This is a genomic window from Streptomyces sp. NPDC008313, assembly GCF_042956125.1.
In the GTDB taxonomy this organism is placed as follows: domain Bacteria; phylum Actinomycetota; class Actinomycetes; order Streptomycetales; family Streptomycetaceae; genus Streptomyces.
This window is the reverse complement of record NZ_JBIBFR010000003.1, coordinates 142,486-164,639: the sequence shown is the minus strand read 5'-3', so window position 1 is coordinate 164,639 and position 22,154 is coordinate 142,486. Positions and strand designations below refer to the sequence as shown.

Sequence of the window (22,154 nt, the reverse complement as noted above, 5' to 3'; positions counted from 1 at the left end):
CCGCGATCCGGCCTGAGCCGGACGAGAGGCCGGTCCTAGGCGGCGAGGGCCTGTGCAAGCTCCGCGGCGGCCCGGGCGATCACCGTGTCCGGGTCGCCGCGCAGGGCCTGGGCGGCTGCGATTCCGGCGCGGACGGCCTCGCGGGCGTCCCGCTCCCAGCGGACGCGGTCCTCGTAGCCGCGCGGCGCGGGTCCCGCGGAGACCAGGTCCTCCCACTGGCGGGCCTCGTAGATGTCCTTCAGCAGCGTCAGGACGTCGGCCCGGCAGGTGATGTGCGGGGCCTGGACGAGCTCCCAGAGGAAGGGCACCGTGGCCGTCGTGGCCTCCTGGACGACGAACCCGTACTGGCAGACCCGCTCGCGCAGGTCGTGCAGGGCGGACTCGGCCGCGGCCGCGTTGCCCCAGGCCACCAGGTTCAGCAGGGCCGGAATGGCCGCCGAGGCAGGGCCGTTGGAGTCCTGCAGCCGGCTCCACGGCACACGCTTCACGGTCTTCAACGGCGTTCCCATGACACCTCCAGCTGTGGCGGCACCGTCGGGGTGAGGGCGTCGCGTAAGTGGTGATCGTTGTCTGCGGGTGACCGCACGATGTCCCCCCGGAAGGAAGTCGGGACCGAGGGTCGGCGAGCGACCGTCGGCACCGCTATTATCCACGCCGTCAGCATGTCTCGTGCAATTGCAGGGAAAATTGCAGGAGAAGCGGCCGTGGAAACCGGGCTTCCGTACAGGAGCAGGCGTGGGGAAGGGCGGGCCGGTCGCGGGACGGAACGGACCCTGAGCAGGAGTGGTGTCGTGCAATCAGTGGAAAACGGCGTCAGCGCGAGCCGGTTGGACGTGAACTGGACCAAGAGCCGGCGCAGCAACGCCGAGGGCAACTGCGTCGAGGTGGCGGCCCTCGCCGACGGGAGCATCGCGCTGCGCAACTCCCGCGACCCCGACGGCCCCGCCCTGGTGTACACCCGCGCCGAGGCGGTCGCCTTTCTCGGCGGCGCGAAGGACGGGGACTTCGACCACCTTCTGTGACAGGGGAGTCGGGCGCCGGGCGGGCAGGCCCGGGCCCGGCGGGGTTTCCCGCGGCGTCACCGGCGCCCCCGCGCCGGTGAGGCGGGCGGCCGTGACACCGGCGCGCGCACCGGGGAGCCCGGCACCCCGCGGCTGAAACGGAGCGTGCCCTATCAGTTACCGTTGAGTACCCCACGCGGGCGGCCAGGTGAGACAATGCAGTTCTGAATTCTGCCGTTGAGCTGGAGACCGCATGGCTGCCGAGTCGCATCGCATCTCCCGTCTCGAGCCGTACCTGAGCCGCAGTGAACCGGCTCCGACGCTGCTCAAGATGCTCGTGGGCGTCCAACTGGCCGGTATGCGCGCGGAGAAGGGCCTCTCCCAGGAGCAGGCGGCCCGCGCCATCAAGTGCAGCGCGGCGAAGCTCTGCCGCATCGAGGCGGGCAAGGGCCGGCGCCCGCCGGCCGAGAGCGACGTGCGCGGACTGCTGCGCGCCTACGAGGCCGGCGAGTACGAGACGTCACTGATACTGCAGTTGCTGCGGCGCGCGGGGGAGCCCGGCTGGTGGCAGCGCTACGACAACCGGCTCATGCCCGAGTGGTTCGACCGGCTGGTCGGACTGCAGGAGGCGGCCAGCACGATCCGTACCTTCGAGATCCAGTACGTGCCGGGCCTGTTGCAGACCCCCGCCTACACGCAGGCCGTCGTGCAGCGCGGTCTGCCGACGGCCGCCGCCGGCGAGGTGGAGCGGCGCGTCGAGCTGCGCACCCGCCGCCGGGCCCTGCTGGAGCGGGAGGACGCGCCCCGGCTGTGGGCGGTCATGGACGAGTCGGTGCTGCTGAGGGTGCTGGGCGGCCGCGAGGTGATGCGCGAGCAGCTGGAGCACCTGATCGAGATGGCCCAGCGCTCCCACATCACCGTGCAGATCGTGCCGCTGGACGTCACGCACGCCTCGGCGCCCGGGATCCCCATCACCTATCTGCGGTTCGGCGGTCAGGACCTCTCCGACATCGTGTACCTGGAGCACATCAGGAGCGCCAACTTCCTGGAGGACCGGGACGAGACCGAGGAGTACCGCCTCGCCCTCGACCGCCTCGCCGACGAGGCGCTCGACCCCAGGGAGTCCCTCGACCTGCTCCGCGAGACGGTGAAGCAGCGGTACGCGGGCTCGTGACACGACGGCGCCGCCGGTCCGGCCGGACCGACGGCGCGCGTGGCCGCCGGGTCACGGGCGCCCCCGGCGGTGCCGTGACTCGTGACTACGGGATGCGGCCGACGCCGCCGAACTCGATCCACTCGTGCGTGAGCTGACGGGGCACCACCTCGGAGTCCGGCCGCCAGGTGGAGACCTCCACCAGCCCCGGTTCCAGGATGTCCAGACCGTCGAAGAGGCCGGCCACGTCCTTCTCCTGGCGCACCCGCCCCCAGTGCCCGCCGGTGGTGCGGTCCATGAAGTCCGTGACGAACTTCCGGACGTGGGCGTCCTCACTGACGAGCTGGCACATCACCATGAAGCTGCCGGGCGCGAGCCGTTCGGCGACCCGGCGCGCGAGGGCCGGCGGACCGTCCTCGCCGTCGGGGATGCAGTGCATCACCGAGACGAACAGCGCGGCGGCCGGCTGGGAGAAGTCGATCAGCCGCTCGGTGTCCGGGTGGGAGAAGATCCCGTCCGTGTCCCGCATGTCGGCCTGGATGACGGTCGTGCGCTCGTCCTGCTCCAGCAGGGCCCGGCCGTGCACCAGGACCATCGGGTCGTTGTCCACGTACACCACGTGCGACCGGGGGGCGATCTGCTGGGCGACCTGGTGCACGTTGTCCTGCGTGGGCAGGCCGGAACCGTGGTCGATGAACTGCCGGATGCCGTAGTCCTTCGCGAGCGTACGGACCACGCGCTGCAGGAAGCGGCGGTTGTTCAGGGCGAGCGCGCGCGTGCTGGGGACTTCCTTGTCCAGCGCCGCGCAGGCCTCGCGGTCGGCCGCGTAGTTGTCCTTGCCGCCGAGGTAGAAGTCGTACATCCGCGCCGCGGTCGGCACGCCCGCGTCGATCGACGTGGACAGTTGCTGCTCGCCGTGTGGCATCTTTCCCCCAGACCCGTGCCGCCCGTCGGCCCGGCGCGGCAGGCACACCATCCTAGGGACTCCGAACCCGCGCCTTCCAGACCTTGGCCAAGCCCGGAACGCGAAATTTCACGTGAGGTTGCGGGAGTTGGCGGTGCGAGGCGGGAATCGCGGACAGTAGGTGTCCGCGACCCGCGTTACCGTGCGGGGCATGACCAAGACGACCCCGGCGGCACCCGTCCTCGGCCCCCGCGCCCTGGGCCGCGCGACGCTCGCCCGCCAGCTCCTCCTGCGCCGGTCCGGGCTGTCCGCCGTCCAGGCCGTCGAGCACCTGCTCGGCCTCCAGGCACAGAACGTGAAACCGCCGTACTACGCGCTCGCCGCACGGCTGGACGGCTTCACCCCCGAGCGGCTGTCGGCGCCGATGGCCGCACGCGAGGTCGTCCGCATCGTCACCATGCGCTCCACGATCCACACCCACACCGCCGACGACGCCCTCACGCTGCGCCCGTTCGTCCAGAGCGCACGGGACCGCGAACTCCACTCGTTCCGCAAGGGACTCGCCGGTGTCGACCTGGACCGGCTCGCCGCGATCAGCCGCGAGCTGGTCGAGGCCGAACCCCGCACCATGAAGCAGCTGCGGGAGGCGCTGCTCGTCGAATGGCCGGACGCCGACCCGTTCGCCCTCTCGGTCGCCGCGCGCTGCCGGCTGCCGCTCGTCCAGGTCACCCCGCGCGGTCTGTGGGAGCGCGCCGGCCAGGTCGCGCTCACCACCGCCGAGCACTGGCTGGGCCGCCCCGCCGAGCCGTCCCCGGGCCCGGAGGCGGCCGTGCTGCGCTATCTCGGCGCCTTCGGGCCCGCCTCCGTGAAGGACATGCAGGCATGGGCCGGGATGACCCGGCTGCGCGACGCCTTCGAGCGGCTGCGGCCCCGGCTGCTCACCTTCCGCGACGAGCACGGCGTCGAGCTGTTCGACCTCCCCGACGCGCCCCGCCCGCACGAGGACACCCCGGCCCCGCCGCGCTTCCTGCCCGAGTTCGACAACCTGCTCCTCTCGCACGCCGACCGCTCCCGGGTGGTGCCCCCCGAGTACAAGGGCCGCCACTGGTCGGGCAATCAGGCGTACCGCACCCTGCTCGTCGACGGTTTCCTGGCGGGCCTGTGGCGCCTCGACGAACGCCGCAAGGGCACGGACGGTCCCGAAGTCGTCCTCGTCGTGGAGGAGTTCGGCGACCTCGGCACCGACCGGCGGCGCGAGGTGACCGCCGAGGGCGAGCGGATGCTGAGGACGATGGCGCCCACGGCGTCGTACGACATCCGCTTCGGCCCCGTGCGCGCGCCCCGCGGCTGAGGCGCCACCGCCCCGGTTCCTCCCCCCTCAGCGCGCCGTTCAGCCCGCCGCCCGTCCCGCGGCCAGCCGCACGATGTCCACCCGGGACCGGATGCCCAGCTTGCGGTAGACCCGGGTCAGCGTGGCCTCGACCGTCTTGACGCTGAGGAAGAGGCGGGCCGCGATCTCCCGGTTGGTCGCGCCCTCCATGACCAGCGCGGCGACCTGGCGTTCCGTCGCCGCGAGAGCGTCCAGGGCGGCGGGGGCCGGGGGAGCCGCCTGCCGGGGAGGGCGCGGTACGGCCGCGGCCGCCTCCACCTGCCGCAGCCAGGGCCGCGCGCGGCAGCGGCGGAACATCCGTACCGCCTCGTCGTACGGGGCCGGGCCGGGCCGGTGCGGGCGCAGGCCCGCCAGCGCGAACGCGGCCCGCGCCGCCTCCAGCCCGCAGCCGAGTTCGCCGAGCCGGTCGCGCGCCGACCTCAGGAGGGCCTCCGCGACGTCCAGGTCGCCGCGCGCCGCGTGCACCAGGCCCTCCGCCCGGTCCAGGACGGCGAGCACGCTCGCCCGGCCGAGCCGCAGCGCGCGCTCCCGGGTCGTGTCGATGACGTCCTGCGCCTGGCCGGGGTCACCGGTGCGCACCAGCGCCTCCGCGAGATCGCCCTGCCAGCGTCCCCGCGCCGGGTCGACCCCGAGCCCCTCCTCCAGATCCCGCACCCGGCGCAGCGCCTGGACGGCCCCCGACGCGTCCCCGGCCACCAGGCGGGCGTGCCCGAGCGCGAACAGGGCCCGCGAGAGGTAGACCAGATCGCCCTCCCGCTCCGCCCGCTCCACGGCCTCCCGGGCCAGTGCGAGCGCCTGGCGGACGTCGCCGCCCGCGGCCTCGGCGAGCGAGGTCACCATCGCCCCGGCCGCCTCGCCGATCCCGGTGTCCCGCGCGAGCCGCAGGCTCTCCCGGGCGAGGTCGAGGGCCCGGCCGCACTGTCCGGCCAGCAGCTCCGTCTCGGCGAGGCAGCGCAGGAAGTGCACCTCGCTCTCGGCCATGCCGCGCCGCCGCACCTCGCCCAGCAGTCCGGTGATCGTCGAGCGGGCCTCGGCGAGCCGGTCGCCCATGAGCAGCCAGCGGAAGCGGACCGCGCCCGCGCCGTTGTGATCGCACGCCACCCGCGCGTCCTGCGGCTCCCGCATCGCCCGCTCGATGGTGTCAGGGGCCGCCGGGTGCCCCGTCAGCGTCTCCATCTGCGCCCGCAGGGCCAGGGCCAGCAGTTCCGTGGGCCGGTCCCCGCCCCGCGCGGCGAGCTCGGCGGCGCGTGCGGCCTCCACCCGGCCCTTCGCCAGGTCGCCCTCGGCGATGAGCGTCCGCCAGGCCAGCCGGTAGCGGACCGAGGCGAGCAGCCGGGGGTCGTCGCCCGCGTCGGCCAGCGCCTGCGGGAAGACGGCGTCGACCTCGGGCATCGCCTGGCCCGCCGCGTCGATCACCACCATCCACGCCCGCACCCGGTGGGCCGGCGTGGACGCCTGGGCGAGCACCTCACGGGCGAGGTCCCGGGCGAGGTCGCTCTCACCGGCGGTCAGCGCGTCCTCGGCGGCCCGCAGCCGCCGTTCGTCGGGCCCGGGGACGTCGTCGGCCGGGGTGTGCCGGGCCGCCAGCAGTCCGAGTTCGGCGGCGACGCGGGGCGCGCCCCGGTCGCGGGCCGCGGTCGCCGCCTCGCCGAGCCGGGCGGCGACGCGCGGGTCGGGTCCGGTGGAGGCGAGGGCGAGGTGACGGGCCCGTTCGATGGGGTCACCGGCCGCCGTGGACAGCGCGGCGTGGGCGGCCCGCCGCTCGGCGGAGGTCGCCTCCGCGTAGAGGGCGGCCGAGACCAGGGGGTGCGCGAACCGGATGCCGGGCGCGTCCTGTTCGGTCGTGAGCAGCCCCAGCGAGGCCGCCAGGGCGGTCTCCGCCTCGGCGTTCGCCCGCCCGGCCGCGTGCAGCAGGGCCAGGGTCGGGCGGGCTCCGGCGCTCGCCACGAGCAGGGTGCGGCGGGCCTCGGCGGACAGCATGTCCAGCCGGCTCAGGACGAGGGCGCGCAGCGAGGTCGGCACCGGAAGCGGCTCGCCGGGGCGCGGCGGGGTCGGGCTCTCCGCGAGCGCGCGCCCCAGTTCCAGGGCGAAGAGCGGGTTGCCGCCGCTGGTGCGGTGGATGTCCCGGACGATGGAGCGGGGCAGGCGGGTGTGGCCGTGCCGGCGGAGCAGCTCGGCGACCTGCGCGTGGGGGAGCGGGGCGACGCGTACGGCCAGGGTGTCCGGGGGGCACGCGCGCAGCTGGATGTCGTGCCGGCGCCCTCGGGGTTCGCTGTCGGTGCGGACCGCGCACAGCATCCGTACGGGGGTGCCGCCGAGCCGGCGGGCGGCGAAGCCGAGCAGTTCGGCGCTGGCCGGATCCAGCCACTGGAGGTCGTCGGCGACGATCAGGAGGGGGCCGCGCGCGGCCAGCGAGCGGAACACCGACAGCACCGCGAGGCGCAGCGCGAGCCCGTCGCGCAGCAGGGTGGACTCGCCGCGGCCGGTGAGCGCCGATTCCAGGGCGGTGCGCTGCGGGGCGGGCAGCCCTTCGGAGACCTCGTCGACGACCAGACCGAGGAGGTCGGCCAGAGCGAGGAACGGCAGATGGGATTCGGACTCCGTCGCCGAACACCGCAATACGGTCCGTGCCGTCGCGGTGTATTGCGTGGCCAATGCCCGCAGGACGGTCGACTTCCCAATTCCGGCGGGCCCGTGCACCAGCACACTGCCGCCGCCGGCCAGCTGCTCACGCGCCCGGGTGAACAGGTCATCCCGGCCGATGACCAGGTCGGGGCGGGGTCTCGCAGATTCGGTGACATCCCCTCGCACGGTCAGCGCTCCCCTCGCGGTGTCGTGTACGGGCCAATATTAGGCACTGGACCATTGAAAACCGGACGGTCCGCGAGGTGAGAGAAAAGCAACAAACAACATTCACATGGAATTGCGCCACCGCGTGAACGAATTGCCCGTGCCGTACGGGCCCCGCGACCGGGACAGCCTCCGCGCGGCCCCGAGGACCGGCGTCAGGGCAGCAGCCCCGCCCGGCGCGCCGCCACCACGGCCTCCAGCCGCGTGTGCGCCCCCAGCTTCCGCATCGCCGACCGCAGATACCCCTTCACCGTCTCCGGACGCACCCCGAGCCGCTGCGCCGCGGCCGCGTTCGTCGTCCCCGCGGCCACACAGGCGAGCACGTCCAGCTCACGCGGCGCCAGATCCACCGCACGCGCTCCGGCGCCGTCCGGCGACGCCGCCCCGGCCAGCCGCCCGCACACCGCCAGCAGCTCCGCCCGCACCGCCGGGTCCACGATCCTCGGCGCCAGCGCCCGCAGCGCCCCGTGCGCCTCCCGCACCTGCTCCCACCCGGCGCCCCCGGCCGCGTCCGGGCCGGGGGCCCGCTCCCGCGCGGCGGCCAGCAGAAGGTGCGCCTCGTCCCGTACGACCAGCGCCTGCTCCACGTCCCGCGCCGCCTCCACCGCCGCGCTCAGCGTCCGGTCGCCCAGCGGCTGGGCCGTCCGCAGCGCCCCGTACAGCACGCCGCGCACCCGGCGGCGCACCACCACGGGGACGGCGAGGACCGAGCGCAGTCCCTCCGCCGCCACCGCCACGTCGTACTCGTGGCTGATCTGCCGCGACGACGAGTAGTCCGTGACCGCGCACGGGCGGGCGAGTGCCACCGCCTTGCCGCCCAGACCGTTGCCCGAGGACACCGCGAGCGCGCTGAGCGCCGCCGTCGAGGTGCCGTTCAGCTCGCTGATCCGCACCTGCGGGCGCCCCGGCTCGACCAGCCCGCCGAAGGCGACCGGGAGCCCCGTCGCGCGCCGCAGCCGTATCAGCGCGCCGCGTACCTCCACCGCCTCCGCCATGTCAGCTGCCACCCGCTCGCCCCCTTGTCGCGGCGCACCCCCGTTCGGGGGTGGTGAGACCTGTGTCACGGAATACACGATGGTAAGCGGCTGTCCGGCAACGAGGAGGACACATGACGGTGACGACGAGCGCGACGGAGCGGTTCCGGGCCGCGCGGGACTTCCTGCTGGAGCACCGCGCGGACTACGCCGCGGCCTACGAGGGCTTCCGCTGGCCGCGTCCGGACCGGTTCAACTGGGCGCTCGACTGGTTCGACGTCATCGCGCGGGACAACGACCGCACCGCCCTGCACATCGTCGAGGAGGACGGCGAGCGCGCCGTCTTCTCCTTCGCCGAGATGTCCGAGCGCTCGGCCCGTGCCGCGAACTGGCTGCGCGCCCAGGGCGTCCGCCCCGAGGACCGGGTCCTGGTGATGCTCGGCAACCAGGTCGAGCTCTGGGAGATCGCTCTCGCCGCGATGAAACTGCGCGCCGTGGTCATCCCGGCGACCACCCTGCTCGGCCCCGCCGACCTGCGCGACCGCGTCGAACGCGGCCGGGTCCGGCACGTCGTCGCACGCGCCGAGGACACAGCGAAGTTCGACGACGTGCCCGGCCGCTACACCCGCGTCGCGGTCGGCGGCACGGGCACCGACGGGCCGGTCCCCGGCTGGCTGTCGTACGAGGAGGCCTACGCGTCCGCCCCGGAGTTCGAGCCGGACGGCGTCACCCACTCGGACGATCCGCTGATGCTGTACTTCACCTCGGGCACCACGGCCCGCCCCAAGCTCGTCGAGCACACCCACGCCTCGTACCCGGTCGGCCACCTCGCGACCATGTACTGGATCGGACTGAAGCCCGGCGACGTCCACCTGAACATCTCCTCACCCGGCTGGGCCAAGCACGCCTGGTCGAACCTCTTCGCCCCCTGGAACGCCGAGGCGACCGTCTTCATCCACAACTACACCCGCTTCGACGCGGGCCGGCTCATGGCGGAGATGGACCGCGCGGGCGTCACCACCTTCTGCGCCCCGCCGACCGTCTGGCGGATGCTGATCCAGGCCGATCTGGCCCAGCTGCGCACCCCGCCGCGCGAGGCCGTCGCCGCGGGCGAGCCGCTCAACCCCGAGGTCATCGAGCGGGTGCGGCGCGCCTGGGGCGTCACCGTCCGGGACGGCTTCGGGCAGACCGAGACCGCCGTGCAGGTCTCCAACAGCCCGGGCCAGGAGCTGAAGACGGGCTCGATGGGGCGGCCCAGCCCGGGCTACCGCATCGAACTGCTCGATCCGGTCACCGGCGCCCCCGGTGCGGACGAGGGCGAGATCGCGATCGACATGGCCGACCACCCCGTGGGGCTGATGACCGGCTACCACGGGGACGCCGACCGGACGGCCGAGGCCATGGCAGGCGGCTACTACCGCACCGGCGACATCGGCGCGCGCGACGAGGACGGTTACATCACCTACGTCGGGCGCGCGGACGACGTCTTCAAGGCGAGCGACTACAAGATCAGCCCGTTCGAGCTGGAGAGCGCCCTGCTGGAGCACGAGGCGGTCGCCGAGGCCGCCGTCGTGCCCGCCCCGGACGAGCTGAGGCTGGCCGTCCCGAAGGCGTACATCGTCCTCGCCGAGGGGTACGAACCGGGCCCCGACATCGCCAAGGTGCTCTTCGAGCACTCGCGCACCGTCCTCGCCCCGTACAAGCGCCTGCGGCGGCTGGAGTTCGGCGCGCTGCCCAAGACCGTGTCGGGCAAGATCCGCCGCATCGAACTGCGCGAGGCCACCGCGGCCGGTTCCGCCGACGAGTACCGCGAGGAGGACGTCCGGTGACCGACTCCCAGGCCTCCGAGCCGAGTTACGCCCACGGGACCAGCACGACGCCGCTGCTCGGCGACACCATCGGCGCCAACCTCGACCGGGCCGTCGCCGCCCACCCGGACCGCGACGCCCTCGTGGACGTGCCCTCCGGCCGCCGCTGGACGTACGCGGAGTTCGCCGCCGCGGTCGACGAGGTGGCGCGCGGGCTGCTCGCCAAGGGTGTGGCGAGGGGCGACCGGGTCGGGATCTGGGCGGTCAACTGCCCGGAGTGGGTGCTGGTGCAGTACGCCACCGCCCGCATCGGCTCGATCATGGTGAACATCAACCCCGCCTACCGCGCCCACGAGGTGGAGTACGTGCTGCGGCAGGCCGGTGTGTCGCTGCTGGTCGCCTCCCGGCGGCACAAGGACAGCGACTACCGGGCCCTGGTGGACCAGGTCCGCGGTAAGTGTCCCGGCCTGCGCGAGACGGTCTACATCGGCGACGCGTCCTGGGACGCGCTGACGGCGGGCGCGGCTTCGGTCACGCCGGAGCGGCTGGCGGAGGCGGCGGCGGAGCTGAGCTGCGACGACCCGGTCAACATCCAGTACACCTCGGGCACCACCGGCTTCCCCAAGGGGGCCACGCTCTCCCACCACAACATCCTCAACAACGGGTACTGGGTGGGCCGTACGGTCGGCTACACGGAACAGGACCGGGTGTGCCTGCCCGTGCCCTTCTACCACTGCTTCGGCATGGTCATGGGCAACCTGGGCGCCACCTCGCACGGCGCCTGCGTCGTCATCCCGGCGCCGTCGTTCGATCCCGCGGCCACCCTGCGGGCGGTCCAGCAGGAGCGCTGCACGTCCCTGTACGGCGTCCCGACCATGTTCATCGCCGAGCTCAACCTCGCGGACTTCGCCACGTACGACCTGTCGTCGCTGCGGACCGGGATCATGGCCGGCTCCCCTTGCCCGGTCGAGGTGATGAAGCGGGTGGTCGCCGAGATGCACATGGAGGAGGTCTCCATCTGCTACGGCATGACGGAGACCTCGCCGGTGTCCCTGCAGACCCGCCGCGACGACGACCTGGAGCACCGCACCGGCACCGTCGGCCGCGTCCTGCCGCACATCGAGGTCAAGGTCGTCGACCCGGTCACCGGGGTGACCCTGCCGCGCGGCACGGCGGGCGAACTGCGCACCCGGGGCTACAGCGTGATGCTCGGCTACTGGGAGGAGCCCGAGCGGACCGCGGACGCCGTGGACCCCGGCCGCTGGATGCACACGGGCGACCTCGCCCTCATGCGCGAGGACGGGTACGTCGAGATCGTCGGCCGCATCAAGGACATGATCATCCGGGGTGGCGAGAACATCTACCCCAGGGAGATCGAGGAGTTCCTGTACGCGCACCCGAAGATCGCCGACGTCCAGGTGGTCGGCGTCCCCCACGAGCGGTACGGCGAGGAGGTGCTGGCCTGCGTCATCACCCGGGACCCGGCGGACCCGCTCACGCTGGAGGAACTGCGCGCCTTCTGCGACGGGCAGCTCGCCCACTACAAGATCCCGAGCAGGCTGCGCGTCATGGAGTCCTTCCCGATGACGGTGTCGGGGAAGGTGCGCAAGATCGAGCTGCGGGAGGAGTCCGCGCGGGAGGCGTGAGCCCCGCCGGGCGGGCACCGGAGCGGGTGGGCGCGGCGGCCGGGGCGGGCCGCCCGGTGCCCGCCCGTCAGGCGCCCGGGGCACAGAGCCGCCCGGCCGGGCTGTTGACCGGCTGCGGGGTGCCCGTCAGATCGAGGACGAACAGGGGAACGCCGAGGGCGTCGGCGCGGGACCGCGCGTCGTCGGCGTATCCCGCGAGCGAGAAGTAGACGCACTGGGCCGACTCCGTCATGGCGGTCAGCCACAGACACTCCACGTCCCGCACCGTGGCCGGGCGCACGGTCGGATCGACCTGGGCCAGGATGCCGCGCGCCGCGAGCCCCACCCCGGCCGGCGGCCGCTGGTCGGCCCGCCGGATGTCCCGGTACCCGAGCCACCGCAGATACAGCGCGGCCGCGGTGACGGCGTCCCGCGCGGTTCGGATGGTGACCGGCTGGAAGGGCCGCCGGGCCACCGGCGTCTCCGCGGACGCCGCCTCCGTCCCTTCGGCCTCCTCCGAGGACGCCGCCTCCGTCCCTTCGGCTTGCTCCGCGGGCCCGGGCGTCCGCCGCAGGGCGAACCGCAGCACCGTCCCGCACGCGCAGCCCCACTCCGGGTGCGGCCAGTGGCTCGCGCGGCCACAGGCGCCGCAGCGCATCTCCGCCCAGTCCTCGTCCCAGGTGCGCTGGGTGACGGGCTCCGGAGCGGCGAGGCGGTCGAGCGCCGGAGTCACCGGGGCCCCGCACACGCACGGGTACGACGGCGGCGCGTACAGGTGCTCGCGTCGGCAGAACGGACACCGTACCGGCACGCTCTCGGCCATGACCCCCTCCAGCACCTGACGCGGCAACGCGGAACAGCGGTCCCATGGTGCTCCTGCCGGCGGCCCTCCCACAGCGGAACGCCCGGACGCACGCCCAGTCTTGACGTGCTCGGGCGCTCCCCCTAGATTGCTTCCAGATAGCAGAAAATACTTTCCACCATACGGAAAGTTGGAATGGACCGGCTCTCCGCGGGGCGCGACGGGAGCAGGAGTCCTACGGCCGAAGCAGGAGAACCCCATGGCTCGTATGACCGCTGCCCGCGCGGCAGTCGAGATCCTCAAGCGCGAGGGTGTCAGCAACGCGTTCGGTGTCCCCGGCGCGGCGATCAACCCCTTCTACGCGGCGCTCGAGGCGTCCGGGGGGATCAGCCACACGCTCGCCCGCCACGTCGAGGGCGCCTCGCACATGGCGGAGGGCTACACCCGCACCCACCCCGGCAACATCGGCGTCTGCGTCGGCACCTCCGGTCCGGCGGGCACCGACATGATCACGGGGCTCTACTCCGCCATCGGCGACTCGATCCCGATCCTCTGCATCACCGGCCAGGCGCCGACCGCGGTGATCCACAAGGAGGACTTCCAGGCGGTCGACATCGCCTCCATCGCCAAGCCCGTGACCAAGATGGCCGTCACGGTCCTCGAAGCGGCCCAGGTCCCCGGCGTCTTCCAGCAGGCCTTCCACCTGATGCGCTCCGGCCGCCCTGGCCCGGTCCTCATCGACCTGCCCATCGACGTCCAGCTGACCGAGATCGAGTTCGACCCGGAGACGTACGAGCCGCTCGCGGCGTACAGGCCCGCCGCGACCCGCGCCCAGATCGAGAAGGCGATCGCGCTTCTCAACGACTCACGGCGCCCCCTGATCGTCGCCGGCGGCGGCGTCGTGGGCGCCGACGCCTGCGAACTCCTCGTCGAGTTCGCCGAGCTGACCGGCGTCCCGGTCGTCCCGACGCTCATGGGCTGGGGCGTGCTGCCCGACGACCACGAACTGAACGCGGGCATGGTCGGCCTGCAGACCTCGCACCGCTACGGCAACGCGACGTTCCTGGAGTCGGACTTCGTCCTCGGCATCGGCAACCGCTGGGCCAACCGCCACACCGGCAGGCTGGACGTCTACACCGCCGGCCGCACGTTCGTGCACGTCGACATCGAGCCCACCCAGATCGGGAAGATCTTCGCACCGGACTACGGCATCGCCTCCGACGCCAAGGCGGCCCTGGAGCTGTTCGTCGAGGCGGCCCGTGAGCTCAAGGCGGCCGGCGGGCTCCCGGACCGCTCGGCATGGGCGGCCTCGGCACAGGAGCGCCGGGCGGCCCTGCAGCGGCGTACGCACTTCGACGACATCCCGATGAAGCCGCAGCGCGTCTACGAGGAGATGAACAAGGCATTCGGTCCGGAGACCCGGTACGTCTCCACCATCGGCCTCTCGCAGATCGCGGGCGCCCAGATGCTGCATGTCTACCGCCCGCGCCACTGGATCAACTGCGGCCAGGCGGGACCGCTCGGCTGGACCGTCCCGGCCGCGCTCGGCATCGCCACGGCGGACCCGGACGCGCAGGTCGTCGCGCTCTCCGGCGACTACGACTTCCAGTTCATGCTGGAGGAGCTGGCCGTCGGCGCCCAGCACCGCATCCCGTACGTCCACGTCCTGGTCAACAACGCCTACCTGGGCCTGATCCGGCAGGCGCAGGTCGGCCTCGACATCAACTTCCAGGTCAACCTGGAGTTCGAGAACATCAACTCCCCGGAGCTCGGCGTCTACGGCGTCGACCACGTCAAGGTCGTCGAGGGCCTCGGCTGCAAGGCGATCCGGGTGACCGACCCGGCCGAGCTGGGCGCGGCCTTCGAGCAGGCGAAGAAGCTCGCCGCCGAGCACCGGGTGCCGGTCGTCGTCGAGGCGATCCTGGAGCGCGTCACCAACATCGCGATGAGCAGGTCGAACGACATCAGCGACGTGACGGAGTTCGAGGACCTGGCGACGGAGCCCGGCCACGCGCCGACGGCGATCAGGCCGCTGAAGGTCTGAACCCGCCGGACCCCGTGACGCCGAGGGGCGGCCCACCGTGCGGTGAGCCGCCCCTCCGGCGTGCCCGGGCCCGCAGTGACCGCGCCGCTCGTGCCCCCGACGCCGCGGTCTGCCCGGTAGGGCCCGCCACCCCCGTGCCGGCGGGCCCCGTGTGCCGAGAATGTTCCCAGGACCGGGGGGAGTTGAAGCCTCCCGGCGGAGGTTCAGAGGTTGATTTGAGGGTTCCGTAGACCGTCTACGCCCGGTGGCGTACGCAGGTGCGGATCCCGCCCCGCACCTGTGACGGTCCGCCACCCCCTAGCGGGCAGGGTGCTCCGTGAGCCCCGGCCAGTCCTCGGGGCCGCCGCCCCGCCAGTCGATGATGTCGCTCTCCTCGACCTCGATCTCGTCGAGGTCCGCCTGCCGCAGCACCTCGACGACGTCGTCCAGGTGATAGGCGATACCGAGGGTCTGGCTGCCCGCGGTGATCCGGCGGGACCCGTCGAGGGCCGGGGCGTGCACGACGATGCTGGGAAGGTTCATGCCCCCAGGCTGCTGCGGTCCGTTCGGATCCGCACCCCGGACCGCCGTCCGGGGGTGCTCCCCGGGCCGGGCACGGCGAAGCGCCGGGTACGGGACCGTCCGTACCCGGCGCTCCTGGCCCGGGGCCGGGGCCTGGGCCTGGTGCCGTCCGACGGTGCGAGGCCGGGCGCGACGGGACGTTCGCACCGCCGGACGGGGTGGGGGGCCTCCTTCGGAGGCGGGCGGGAGGTGGCGGGAGGGTGAGCGGAAGGGCTCACCCAGAACGCGTGGCCGGGACCGCGGCGGATGCGACGGGCCGGGGCCCGGTCCCTCAGGTCGGGACCGGGGCTCCGCCCCTGTACCACCGCACTGGCTCGCACACCGCCGCGGTCCCCACGCCGCGCCGGCCGGATCGGCCGGCGCGGTCCGCCCGTGCGGCCTTCGGACACCCCTCATCCGGGTCCGGGGCCGCCGCGGGCCGTCGCGCCCGGGACCAGACCTCCCGTCAGGTCCCGGACGCAGCTCTTGGTTCGTTCACCGGTTCACCGGTGGTTCCGGGTGGCGCCGCCGCCTGGGCGCGACAGGACAGGTGTCAGCGGCGGCGCCACCCGGAGTCTGGACGGGCCGGGTGTCAGACCCGTGCGCCGGACAGGCGCTCGACCGAGCGCAGCAGCGCCGAGTGGTCGAGGCCGCCGTCGCCCTGGGCGCGGAGGCCGGCGACGAGCTGGGCGACGAGGGAGCCGACCGGCAGGGCGGCCCCGACGGTGCGGGCGGCGTCCGTGACGATGCCCATGTCCTTGTGGTGCAGGTCGATGCGGAAGCCCGGCTTGAAGTCGCGGTTCAGGAAGTTGTCCTTCTTGCGGGCCAGCACGGTGGAGCCGGCCAGTCCGCCGCCCAGGACGTCGAGCGCCGCCCCCAGGTCCACGCCGGACTTCTCCAGGAAGACCACGGCCTCGGCGCACGCCTGGATGTTCACGGCGACGATCAGCTGGTTGGCGGCCTTCACGGTCTGACCGGAGCCGTGCGGACCGCAGAGCACGATGGTCTTCCCGAGCGCCGCGAAGAGCGGCTCGGCCTCGTCGAAGTCGGCCTGCTCGCCCCCGGCCATGATGGACAGCACGGCCTCGATCGCACCGGCCTCGCCCCCGGACACCGGGGCGTCGAGCACCCGGATGCCCTTGGCCGCCGCGGCCCGGGCCAGGTCCACGGAGGTCTGCGGGGTGATCGACGACATGTCGATGACGAGCGCACCGGGGCGCGCGTTCTCCAGGATGCCGTCGGGGCCGTACGCGATGGCCTCGACCTGCGGCGAGGCGGGCACCATCGTGATCACCACGTCGGCGCCGCGGACGGCCTCGGCGATCGAGCCGGCCGCCGTGCCGCCGGCCGCGGTCAGCCGGTCCAGCTTGTCCTGCTCCAGGGTGAAGCCGGTGACGTCGTATCCGGCCTTGATCAGGTTCTCCGACATCGGGGAGCCCATGATGCCGAGACCGATCCAGGCGATCCTGGGGAGGTTGTTGCTCATGAGGGTGCCTCTCTGACTGCGACTGCTGCGATACGTCGATGGGGTGCCGCGCGCTGCACGGGTGCGCGGCGACGGGGCGGGCGAGGGCTCAGCGGGCGGCGCGTGCCTCGCGCGGCAGCCACGCGAAGGCCTCGGCGCCGGGCAGCCCGCCCGGCTTGTACTCCAGGCCGACCCACCCCTCGTAACCGGCCTTCGCCAGTCGGTCCAGCAGGTCCTCCAGGGGGAGGGAGCCGGTGCCGGGGGCGCCGCGGCCGGGGTTGTCGGCGATCTGGACGTGGCCGGTGCGCGAGGCGTACCGCTCGATCACCGACGGGAGGTCCTCGCCGTTCATGGACAGGTGGTACAGGTCCATCAGGAATCTGGCGTTGTCCAGGCCGGTCGCCTCGTTCACCCGGTCGACGACCGCGATGCCGGCCGGGGCCGTCACCAGCGGGTAGAGCGGCGACTCCGGCTGGTTGAGGGTCTCGATCAGGAGGATCGCGCCGATCCGGTCGGCGGCCCGCGCCGCGAGGACCAGGTTCTCCAGCGCGAGCGCGTCCTGTTCGGCCGGGTCCACGCCGTCGACGCGGTTGCCGTACAGCGCGTTGAGCGCCGTGCAGCCGAGCGAGCGGGCGAATTCGGCGGCCACGTCGATGTTGGCGCGGAACCGCTCCGACTCCTCCCCGGGCACCGACAGCGCGCCCCGGTCGGGACCCGGCAGCTGCCCGGCGTAGAAGTTCAGCCCCGTCAGCCGGACGCCCGCGTCCTCGATCGCCGACCTGAGGGCGTCGAGCTCGGACTGCTCCGGGGTGGGGGAGTCGACCCAGGGCCACCACAGCTCGACCGCCGTGAAGCCCGCCGCGGCGGCGGCCGCGGGGCGCTCCAGGAGCGGGAGTTCCGTGAAGAGGATCGACAGGTTGACGTTGAAGCGCTGGTCTGCGAATCCCATCCGGGCCGGCGCTCCCTTCCGTGTAGGTTCCGTCAGTTCGGGTATTCCGTATTGCGGAAGTTTTTTTCTGCTTAATGGAAGACTGCCGTCGGCTGTCGCGCCTTGTCAAGAGGGGCCTGCCGGCAATCCGGAACCGCGCAGTAGGTTGAGCGGGTGCGATTGAGAGTGGAGTTCACGACCGAGCCCTTCGACCTCGACGAGGCGCCGCCGCACGCGCTGGCGGCCCGTGAGGTCATCGAGGCGGGCGGTCTCGACGCCGTGGACGTCGGCCCGTTCGGCAACACCGCCGAGGGGGGTGCCGACGCCGTGCTCGCCGCGGTCGAAGCCCTGCTGCGCACGTCCCTGGAGGCGGGCGCCACCCGGATCTCGCTGCAGCTCAACGTGGTCGGCGAGGAGGAGCGGTGAACGGCCTCGGGGACGAGCCCTTCGTCGCGGCGGTCAAACCGCTCGTCGACGCCATGGGCGGCGAGATGCTGCCCCCGGGCCAGGCCGGCGCCGACGACGTCGTGCTGTCCTGGCGGGGCGCCGAGGTCGTGGCGGTCCGGCTGCCCCAGCTCGCCGACTCGCTCGACCACATCCTCGCCTCGCTGGAGCGGCAGCGCGGCGTGCCGCTCGCCGCGCTCGACCGCAAGGCCAAGCAGGAGGTCGTACGGATACTCGAGGCCCGCGGGGCCTTCTCCGTACGGCACGGCGTGGAGACCGTCGCGACCGCGCTCGGCGTCAGCCGCTTCACCGTGTACAACTACCTGAACAGGGAGAACGCCGCGAAGGGCGAGTGATCCGACCCCTCGCCGACCGCCCGGGGGCCCCTCGCGCGTCCCCGGCGCGTCCCTCGTACGACCGCCGCCGCCCGGCCCCACCGGGCGGCGTTTTCCGATCCCGAGAGTTTTCAACAAACTGTTGACGCCGGGTTTTCGAGGGCGTTAGCTATCCGCAGCCCGTCCAGCACCAAGGCCACGGAGGCTCCCGTGACGTCGAGTTCCACCACACCGGGCCTCACCCGGTTCAACGCCCTGGAGGAGCACGCGGCCGCCGCAGCACTGCACGAGGTGTGCGCGTCGTCGGCGTGGGGGAGCAGGGTCCTCGCCGGCCGTCCGTACGCCGCCGTCGGGGAACTCCTCGCCGCGAGCGACACCGCGACGGCCGGACTGACCACCGCGGACCTTCAGGAGGCGATGGCCGGGCACCCGCCGATCGGGCGGCCGAGACCCGGCGACCCCACCTCCTCGCGGGAACAGCGCGGCATGGCCGGCGCCTCCGGCGAGCTGAAGGAGGAGATGCTCGAACTGAACCTGGCCTACCAGGAGCGGTTCGGCCACGTCTTCCTGATCTGCGCCACCGGCCGGACCGGCGAGCAGATGCGCGACGCGCTCAGGGAACGGATCGGCAACCCGCCCGGCCGGGAACGCGAGATCGTCCGCGCCGAACTGGGGAAGATCAACCGCATCCGGCTGGCCGGTCTCGTACAGGAAGCAGAGGCATGAGCACCGACACCCCCACGGACGCCCCCACCGACACCGGCGCCGGCACCGACCGCGGCCCCGCCTCCGTGTCCACGCACATCCTGGACACCAGCGCGGGACGCCCCGCCGGAGGGGTCGCCGTACAGCTCGCCGCCCGTACCGGGCGCGACGCCGCGTGGCGGCCGCTCGGCGGATCCGCGACGGACGCGGACGGACGGTGCAAGGACCTGCCGGCACTGCCGCCGGGCACGACACACGTACGGCTCGACTTCGCCGTCGAACCGTACTTCGAGAAGAAGCAGCAGAAGCAGCAGCAGAATCGAGCCGATGCGCAGCAGGACGCCCCCGCGAATCGGGACAGCGGTGCCGCAGGAGTGTTCTTCCCCGAGGTGGCGATCACCTTCGCCGTCGAGCCGGGCGAGCACTACCACGTACCGCTGCTGCTCAACCCGTTCGGCTACTCCGTTTACCGAGGGAGCTAGCAGACATGACCACCGAGTCCCGTACCGCCCGTACCGTCGTCCTGGGCCAGAACCAGTACGGCAAGGCCGAGAACCGCGTCGTCCGGATCGTCCGTGACGGCACCACCCACCACATCAAGGACCTGAACGTCTCCGTCGCGCTCAGCGGCGACATGGACGACGTCCACTACTCGGGCTCCAACGCGCACGTCCTGCCGACCGACACCACCAAGAACACCGTGTTCGCCTTCGCCAAGGAACACGGCATCGAGTCGGCCGAACAGTTCGGCATCCACCTCGCCCGGCACTTCGTGACCTCCCAGGAACCCATCACGACGGCCCGCATCCGCATCGAGGAGTACGGCTGGGAGCGCATCGCCCGCTCCGGCACCGAGCCCGGGGCGGCCGGACCGGCCCACTCCTTCGTCCGCACCGGACAGGAGACCCGCACCACCCAGGTCACCTTCGACGGCCGGAACTGGGAGGTCGTCTCCGGCCTCAAGGACCTGACCGTGCTCAACTCGACGGACTCCGAGTTCTGGGGATACGTCAAGGACAAGTACACGACGCTGAAGGAGGCGTACGACCGCATCCTGGCCACCGACGTCTCCGCCCGCTGGCGGTTCAACTGGACCGAGGACACCCAGCGGGTACCGGACTGGAACACCTCGTACACCGAGGTCAGGAAGCACCTGCTCCAGGCCTTCGCGGACACGTACTCGCTGTCGCTGCAGCAGACCCTCTTCCAGATGGGGGAGCGCATCATCGGCCACCGCTCCGAGATCGACGAGGTCCGCTTCTCCCTCCCCAACAAGCACCACTTCCTCGTCGACCTCGAACCCTTCGGCCTGAAGAACGACAACGAGGTCTACTTCGCCGCCGACCGGCCCTACGGCCTCATCGAGGGCACCGTGCTGCGCGACGGCTGCGAGCCGCGCATCCCGGCCGACCTCACCAGCCTGTAGCCACCGGCCCGGAGCGACCGGCCCGGAGCCGCAGGCCCGTGGTCCCGCCCCGGCGGGACCGCTGCCCGGCCCCCGACGCACGCGCCGGCGTCGGCATCCCAGGGGGAGAGCGGGGGCATCTGCGCGACAACAGCACCACGGACCCGGTCGTCACCCCGCTCGGCCCCCGGGTCCGTCCGCCAATGGGAAGAACGAGGAACCGCCGTGGCAGTCGAGCGCATCGTCATCGAGAACTGCGCCATCGCGACCGTGGACGCGGACGACACCGAGTACGCCTCGGGCTACATCGTCGTCGCCGGCCGCACCATCGAGTCGGTGGGCGCCGGGAAGGCCCCCGGGAACCTGGCGAACGTGGTGCGCCGCGTCGACGCGACCGGCCACCTGGCGACCCCGGGCCTGGTCAACACGCACCACCACTTCTACCAGTGGATCACCCGTGGCCTGGCCACCGACCACAACCTCTTCGACTGGCTCGTCGCCCTCTACCCGACCTGGGCGCGCATCGACGAGACGATGACCTACGCCGCCGCGCAGGGCTCGCTCGCCATGATGGCCCGTGGCGGGGTCACCACCGCCATGGACCACCACTACGTCTTCCCGAAGGGCACCGGCGACCTGTCCGGCGCCATCATCCGGGCCGCGTCCGAGACCGGCGTCCGCTTCACCCTCGCCCGGGGCTCCATGGACCGCGGCGAGAAGGACGGCGGACTGCCGCCGGACTTCGCCGTCGAGACCCTCGACGACGCGCTCGCCGCCACAGAGGCCACCATCGACGCCCACCACGACGCTTCCTTCGGCGCCATGACCCAGATCGCCGTGGCCCCCTGCTCGCCGTTCTCCGTCTCCACCGAACTCATGAGGCAGGGCGCCGGACTGGCCCGCCGCAAGGGCGTACGGCTGCACACCCACGGCTCGGAGACCGTCGAGGAGGAGCAGTTCTGCAAGGAACTGTTCGGCATGGGCCCGACCGACTACTTCGAGTCGACCGGCTGGCTCGGCGAGGACGTGTGGATGGCCCACTGCGTCCACATGAACGACTCCGACATCACCGCCTTCGCCCGCACCGGGACCGGCGTCGCCCACTGCCCGTCCTCCAACGCCCGCCTGGCCGCCGGGATCGCCCGCGTCCCCGACATGCTGGCGGCCGGCGTCCCGGTCGGCCTCGGCGTCGACGGCACCGCGTCCAACGAGTCCGGCGAACTCCACACCGAACTGCGCAACGCCCTCCTCGTCAACCGCCTCGGCGCCCACCGCGAGGCCGCCCTGAACGCCCGCCAGGCCCTGCGCCTGGGCACCCACGGAGGCGCCCGCGTCCTCGGCAGGGCGGCCGAGATCGGCTCCCTGGAGGCGGGCAAGCTCGCCGACCTCGTCCTGTGGAGACTGGACACCCTCGCCCACGCCTCCATCGCCGACCCGGTGACGGCCCTGGTCTTCGGCGCGGCGGCCCCGGTCACCCTCTCCCTCGTGGGCGGCCGTGCCGTCGTCGAGGACGGCCGGCTGCTGCACGTCGACGAGGACGCCGTCGCCCGCTCCACCCGCGAGCAGGCCAGGCGCCTGGCCCGCATCGCCGAAGAGGCCTGACCCCCGTACGGCCCGCCGCCCGCGAGCCGTACGGCACCCGGACTCCGGTCGAGGGGGACGGCCCTCGACCGGCAGCCGTGGACCCGAGCGGGGCCCACGGCGGCCGCCCCCGGGAGCGCGCATGGACGTGCGCGCTCCCGGAGCGGTCACCCTCGCCGTCGCCGGCACGTCGTCACCAC

General features: G+C 73.0%; 20 protein-coding genes. 12 read left to right on the top strand and 8 right to left on the bottom strand.

What is annotated here, in order from left to right; all coding sequences use genetic code 11:
• Positions 1-35: 35 nt before the first annotated feature.
• Positions 36-509, bottom strand: a complete 474-nt coding sequence (locus tag ACFY93_RS05540; protein WP_391353810.1) for a hypothetical protein — start codon at positions 507-509, stop codon at positions 36-38.
• Between the two features lie 282 nt (positions 510-791).
• Between ACFY93_RS05540 and ACFY93_RS05535 the strand changes: the two genes are divergently transcribed.
• Both ACFY93_RS05535 and ACFY93_RS05530 read left to right on the top strand, forming a co-directional pair.
• Positions 792-1,022, top strand: a complete 231-nt coding sequence (locus ACFY93_RS05535; protein WP_391353808.1) for a DUF397 domain-containing protein — start codon at positions 792-794, stop codon at positions 1,020-1,022.
• A gap of 232 nt (positions 1,023-1,254) precedes the next feature.
• Positions 1,255-2,175 (top strand): Scr1 family TA system antitoxin-like transcriptional regulator, encoded by a 921-nt coding sequence (locus tag ACFY93_RS05530; RefSeq protein ID WP_391353807.1) that lies wholly within the window; start codon positions 1,255-1,257, stop codon positions 2,173-2,175.
• Positions 2,176-2,260: 85 nt separating this feature from the next.
• Here ACFY93_RS05530 and ACFY93_RS05525 read toward each other — a convergent pair whose 3' ends face one another.
• Positions 2,261-3,079, bottom strand: coding sequence for an SAM-dependent methyltransferase (locus ACFY93_RS05525; RefSeq protein ID WP_391353805.1), 819 nt, complete (start codon positions 3,077-3,079; stop codon positions 2,261-2,263).
• A 190-nt stretch (positions 3,080-3,269) separates the two neighbouring features.
• On the opposite strand from ACFY93_RS05525, the gene ACFY93_RS05520 reads away from it, so the two are divergent.
• Positions 3,270-4,409 carry a DNA glycosylase AlkZ-like family protein gene (locus ACFY93_RS05520; RefSeq protein WP_391353804.1) on the top strand — a complete coding sequence of 380 codons (1,140 nt, stop codon included), beginning with the start codon at positions 3,270-3,272 and terminating at the stop codon, positions 4,407-4,409.
• A 39-nt stretch (positions 4,410-4,448) separates the two neighbouring features.
• Here ACFY93_RS05520 and ACFY93_RS05515 read toward each other — a convergent pair whose 3' ends face one another.
• Together ACFY93_RS05515 and ACFY93_RS05510 are read right to left on the bottom strand one after the other, a co-directional pair.
• On the bottom strand, positions 4,449-7,265 hold the full coding sequence (locus tag ACFY93_RS05515; protein ID WP_391354140.1) for an AAA family ATPase: 2,817 nt from the start codon (positions 7,263-7,265) through the stop codon (positions 4,449-4,451).
• Positions 7,266-7,453: 188 nt separating this feature from the next.
• Positions 7,454-8,305 (bottom strand): LuxR C-terminal-related transcriptional regulator, encoded by an 852-nt coding sequence (locus ACFY93_RS05510; RefSeq protein ID WP_391353802.1) that lies wholly within the window; start codon positions 8,303-8,305, stop codon positions 7,454-7,456.
• Positions 8,306-8,406: 101 nt separating this feature from the next.
• Here ACFY93_RS05510 and ACFY93_RS05505 point away from each other — a divergent pair, with 101 nt between their 5' ends.
• Positions 8,407-10,101 (top strand): AMP-binding protein, encoded by a 1,695-nt coding sequence (locus tag ACFY93_RS05505; RefSeq protein ID WP_391353801.1) that lies wholly within the window; start codon positions 8,407-8,409, stop codon positions 10,099-10,101.
• Positions 10,098-11,726 carry an AMP-binding protein gene (locus tag ACFY93_RS05500; RefSeq protein ID WP_391353800.1) on the top strand — a complete coding sequence of 543 codons (1,629 nt, stop codon included), beginning with the start codon at positions 10,098-10,100 and terminating at the stop codon, positions 11,724-11,726. Before ACFY93_RS05505 ends, ACFY93_RS05500 begins: the two co-directional genes overlap by 4 nt.
• A gap of 67 nt (positions 11,727-11,793) precedes the next feature.
• Here the strand turns inward: ACFY93_RS05500 and ACFY93_RS05495 are convergent, their stop codons facing one another.
• Positions 11,794-12,528, bottom strand: a complete 735-nt coding sequence (locus ACFY93_RS05495; RefSeq protein ID WP_391353799.1) for a hypothetical protein — start codon at positions 12,526-12,528, stop codon at positions 11,794-11,796.
• 238 nt (positions 12,529-12,766) lie between these two features.
• Here ACFY93_RS05495 and gcl point away from each other — a divergent pair, with 238 nt between their 5' ends.
• A complete protein-coding gene (gcl, locus tag ACFY93_RS05490) occupies positions 12,767-14,551 on the top strand; it encodes a glyoxylate carboligase (RefSeq protein WP_391353798.1) in 1,785 nt (594 codons plus the stop codon).
• Between the two features lie 297 nt (positions 14,552-14,848).
• Here gcl and ACFY93_RS05485 read toward each other — a convergent pair whose 3' ends face one another.
• From ACFY93_RS05485 to ACFY93_RS05475, 3 genes are all read right to left on the bottom strand, one after another.
• Positions 14,849-15,073, bottom strand: coding sequence for a hypothetical protein (locus ACFY93_RS05485; protein ID WP_391353797.1), 225 nt, complete (start codon positions 15,071-15,073; stop codon positions 14,849-14,851).
• A gap of 610 nt (positions 15,074-15,683) precedes the next feature.
• On the bottom strand, positions 15,684-16,577 hold the full coding sequence (locus ACFY93_RS05480; protein ID WP_391353796.1) for a 2-hydroxy-3-oxopropionate reductase: 894 nt from the start codon (positions 16,575-16,577) through the stop codon (positions 15,684-15,686).
• A gap of 88 nt (positions 16,578-16,665) precedes the next feature.
• Positions 16,666-17,505: a TIM barrel protein gene (locus ACFY93_RS05475; RefSeq protein ID WP_391353794.1), complete on the bottom strand. Its 840-nt coding sequence runs from the start codon at positions 17,503-17,505 to the stop codon at positions 16,666-16,668.
• A 153-nt stretch (positions 17,506-17,658) separates the two neighbouring features.
• Between ACFY93_RS05475 and ACFY93_RS05470 the strand changes: the two genes are divergently transcribed.
• From ACFY93_RS05470 to ACFY93_RS05445, 6 genes are all read left to right on the top strand, one after another.
• A complete protein-coding gene (locus ACFY93_RS05470) occupies positions 17,659-17,910 on the top strand; it encodes a hypothetical protein (RefSeq protein ID WP_391353793.1) in 252 nt (83 codons plus the stop codon).
• Positions 17,907-18,284, top strand: coding sequence for a helix-turn-helix domain-containing protein (locus tag ACFY93_RS05465; protein WP_391353791.1), 378 nt, complete (start codon positions 17,907-17,909; stop codon positions 18,282-18,284). Before ACFY93_RS05470 ends, ACFY93_RS05465 begins: the two co-directional genes overlap by 4 nt.
• A 189-nt stretch (positions 18,285-18,473) precedes the next feature.
• Positions 18,474-18,989, top strand: a complete 516-nt coding sequence (uraD, locus tag ACFY93_RS05460) for a 2-oxo-4-hydroxy-4-carboxy-5-ureidoimidazoline decarboxylase (protein WP_391353790.1) — start codon at positions 18,474-18,476, stop codon at positions 18,987-18,989.
• A complete protein-coding gene (uraH, locus tag ACFY93_RS05455; RefSeq protein WP_391353789.1) occupies positions 18,986-19,450 on the top strand; it encodes a hydroxyisourate hydrolase in 465 nt (154 codons plus the stop codon). The genes uraD and uraH overlap by 4 nt, the downstream gene beginning before the upstream one ends.
• A gap of 5 nt (positions 19,451-19,455) precedes the next feature.
• Positions 19,456-20,394 carry a factor-independent urate hydroxylase gene (gene pucL / locus ACFY93_RS05450; protein WP_391353788.1) on the top strand — a complete coding sequence of 313 codons (939 nt, stop codon included), beginning with the start codon at positions 19,456-19,458 and terminating at the stop codon, positions 20,392-20,394.
• A gap of 204 nt (positions 20,395-20,598) precedes the next feature.
• Positions 20,599-21,975 carry an 8-oxoguanine deaminase gene (locus ACFY93_RS05445; RefSeq protein WP_391353787.1) on the top strand — a complete coding sequence of 459 codons (1,377 nt, stop codon included), beginning with the start codon at positions 20,599-20,601 and terminating at the stop codon, positions 21,973-21,975.
• The last annotated feature ends 179 nt before the right edge of the window (positions 21,976-22,154 follow it).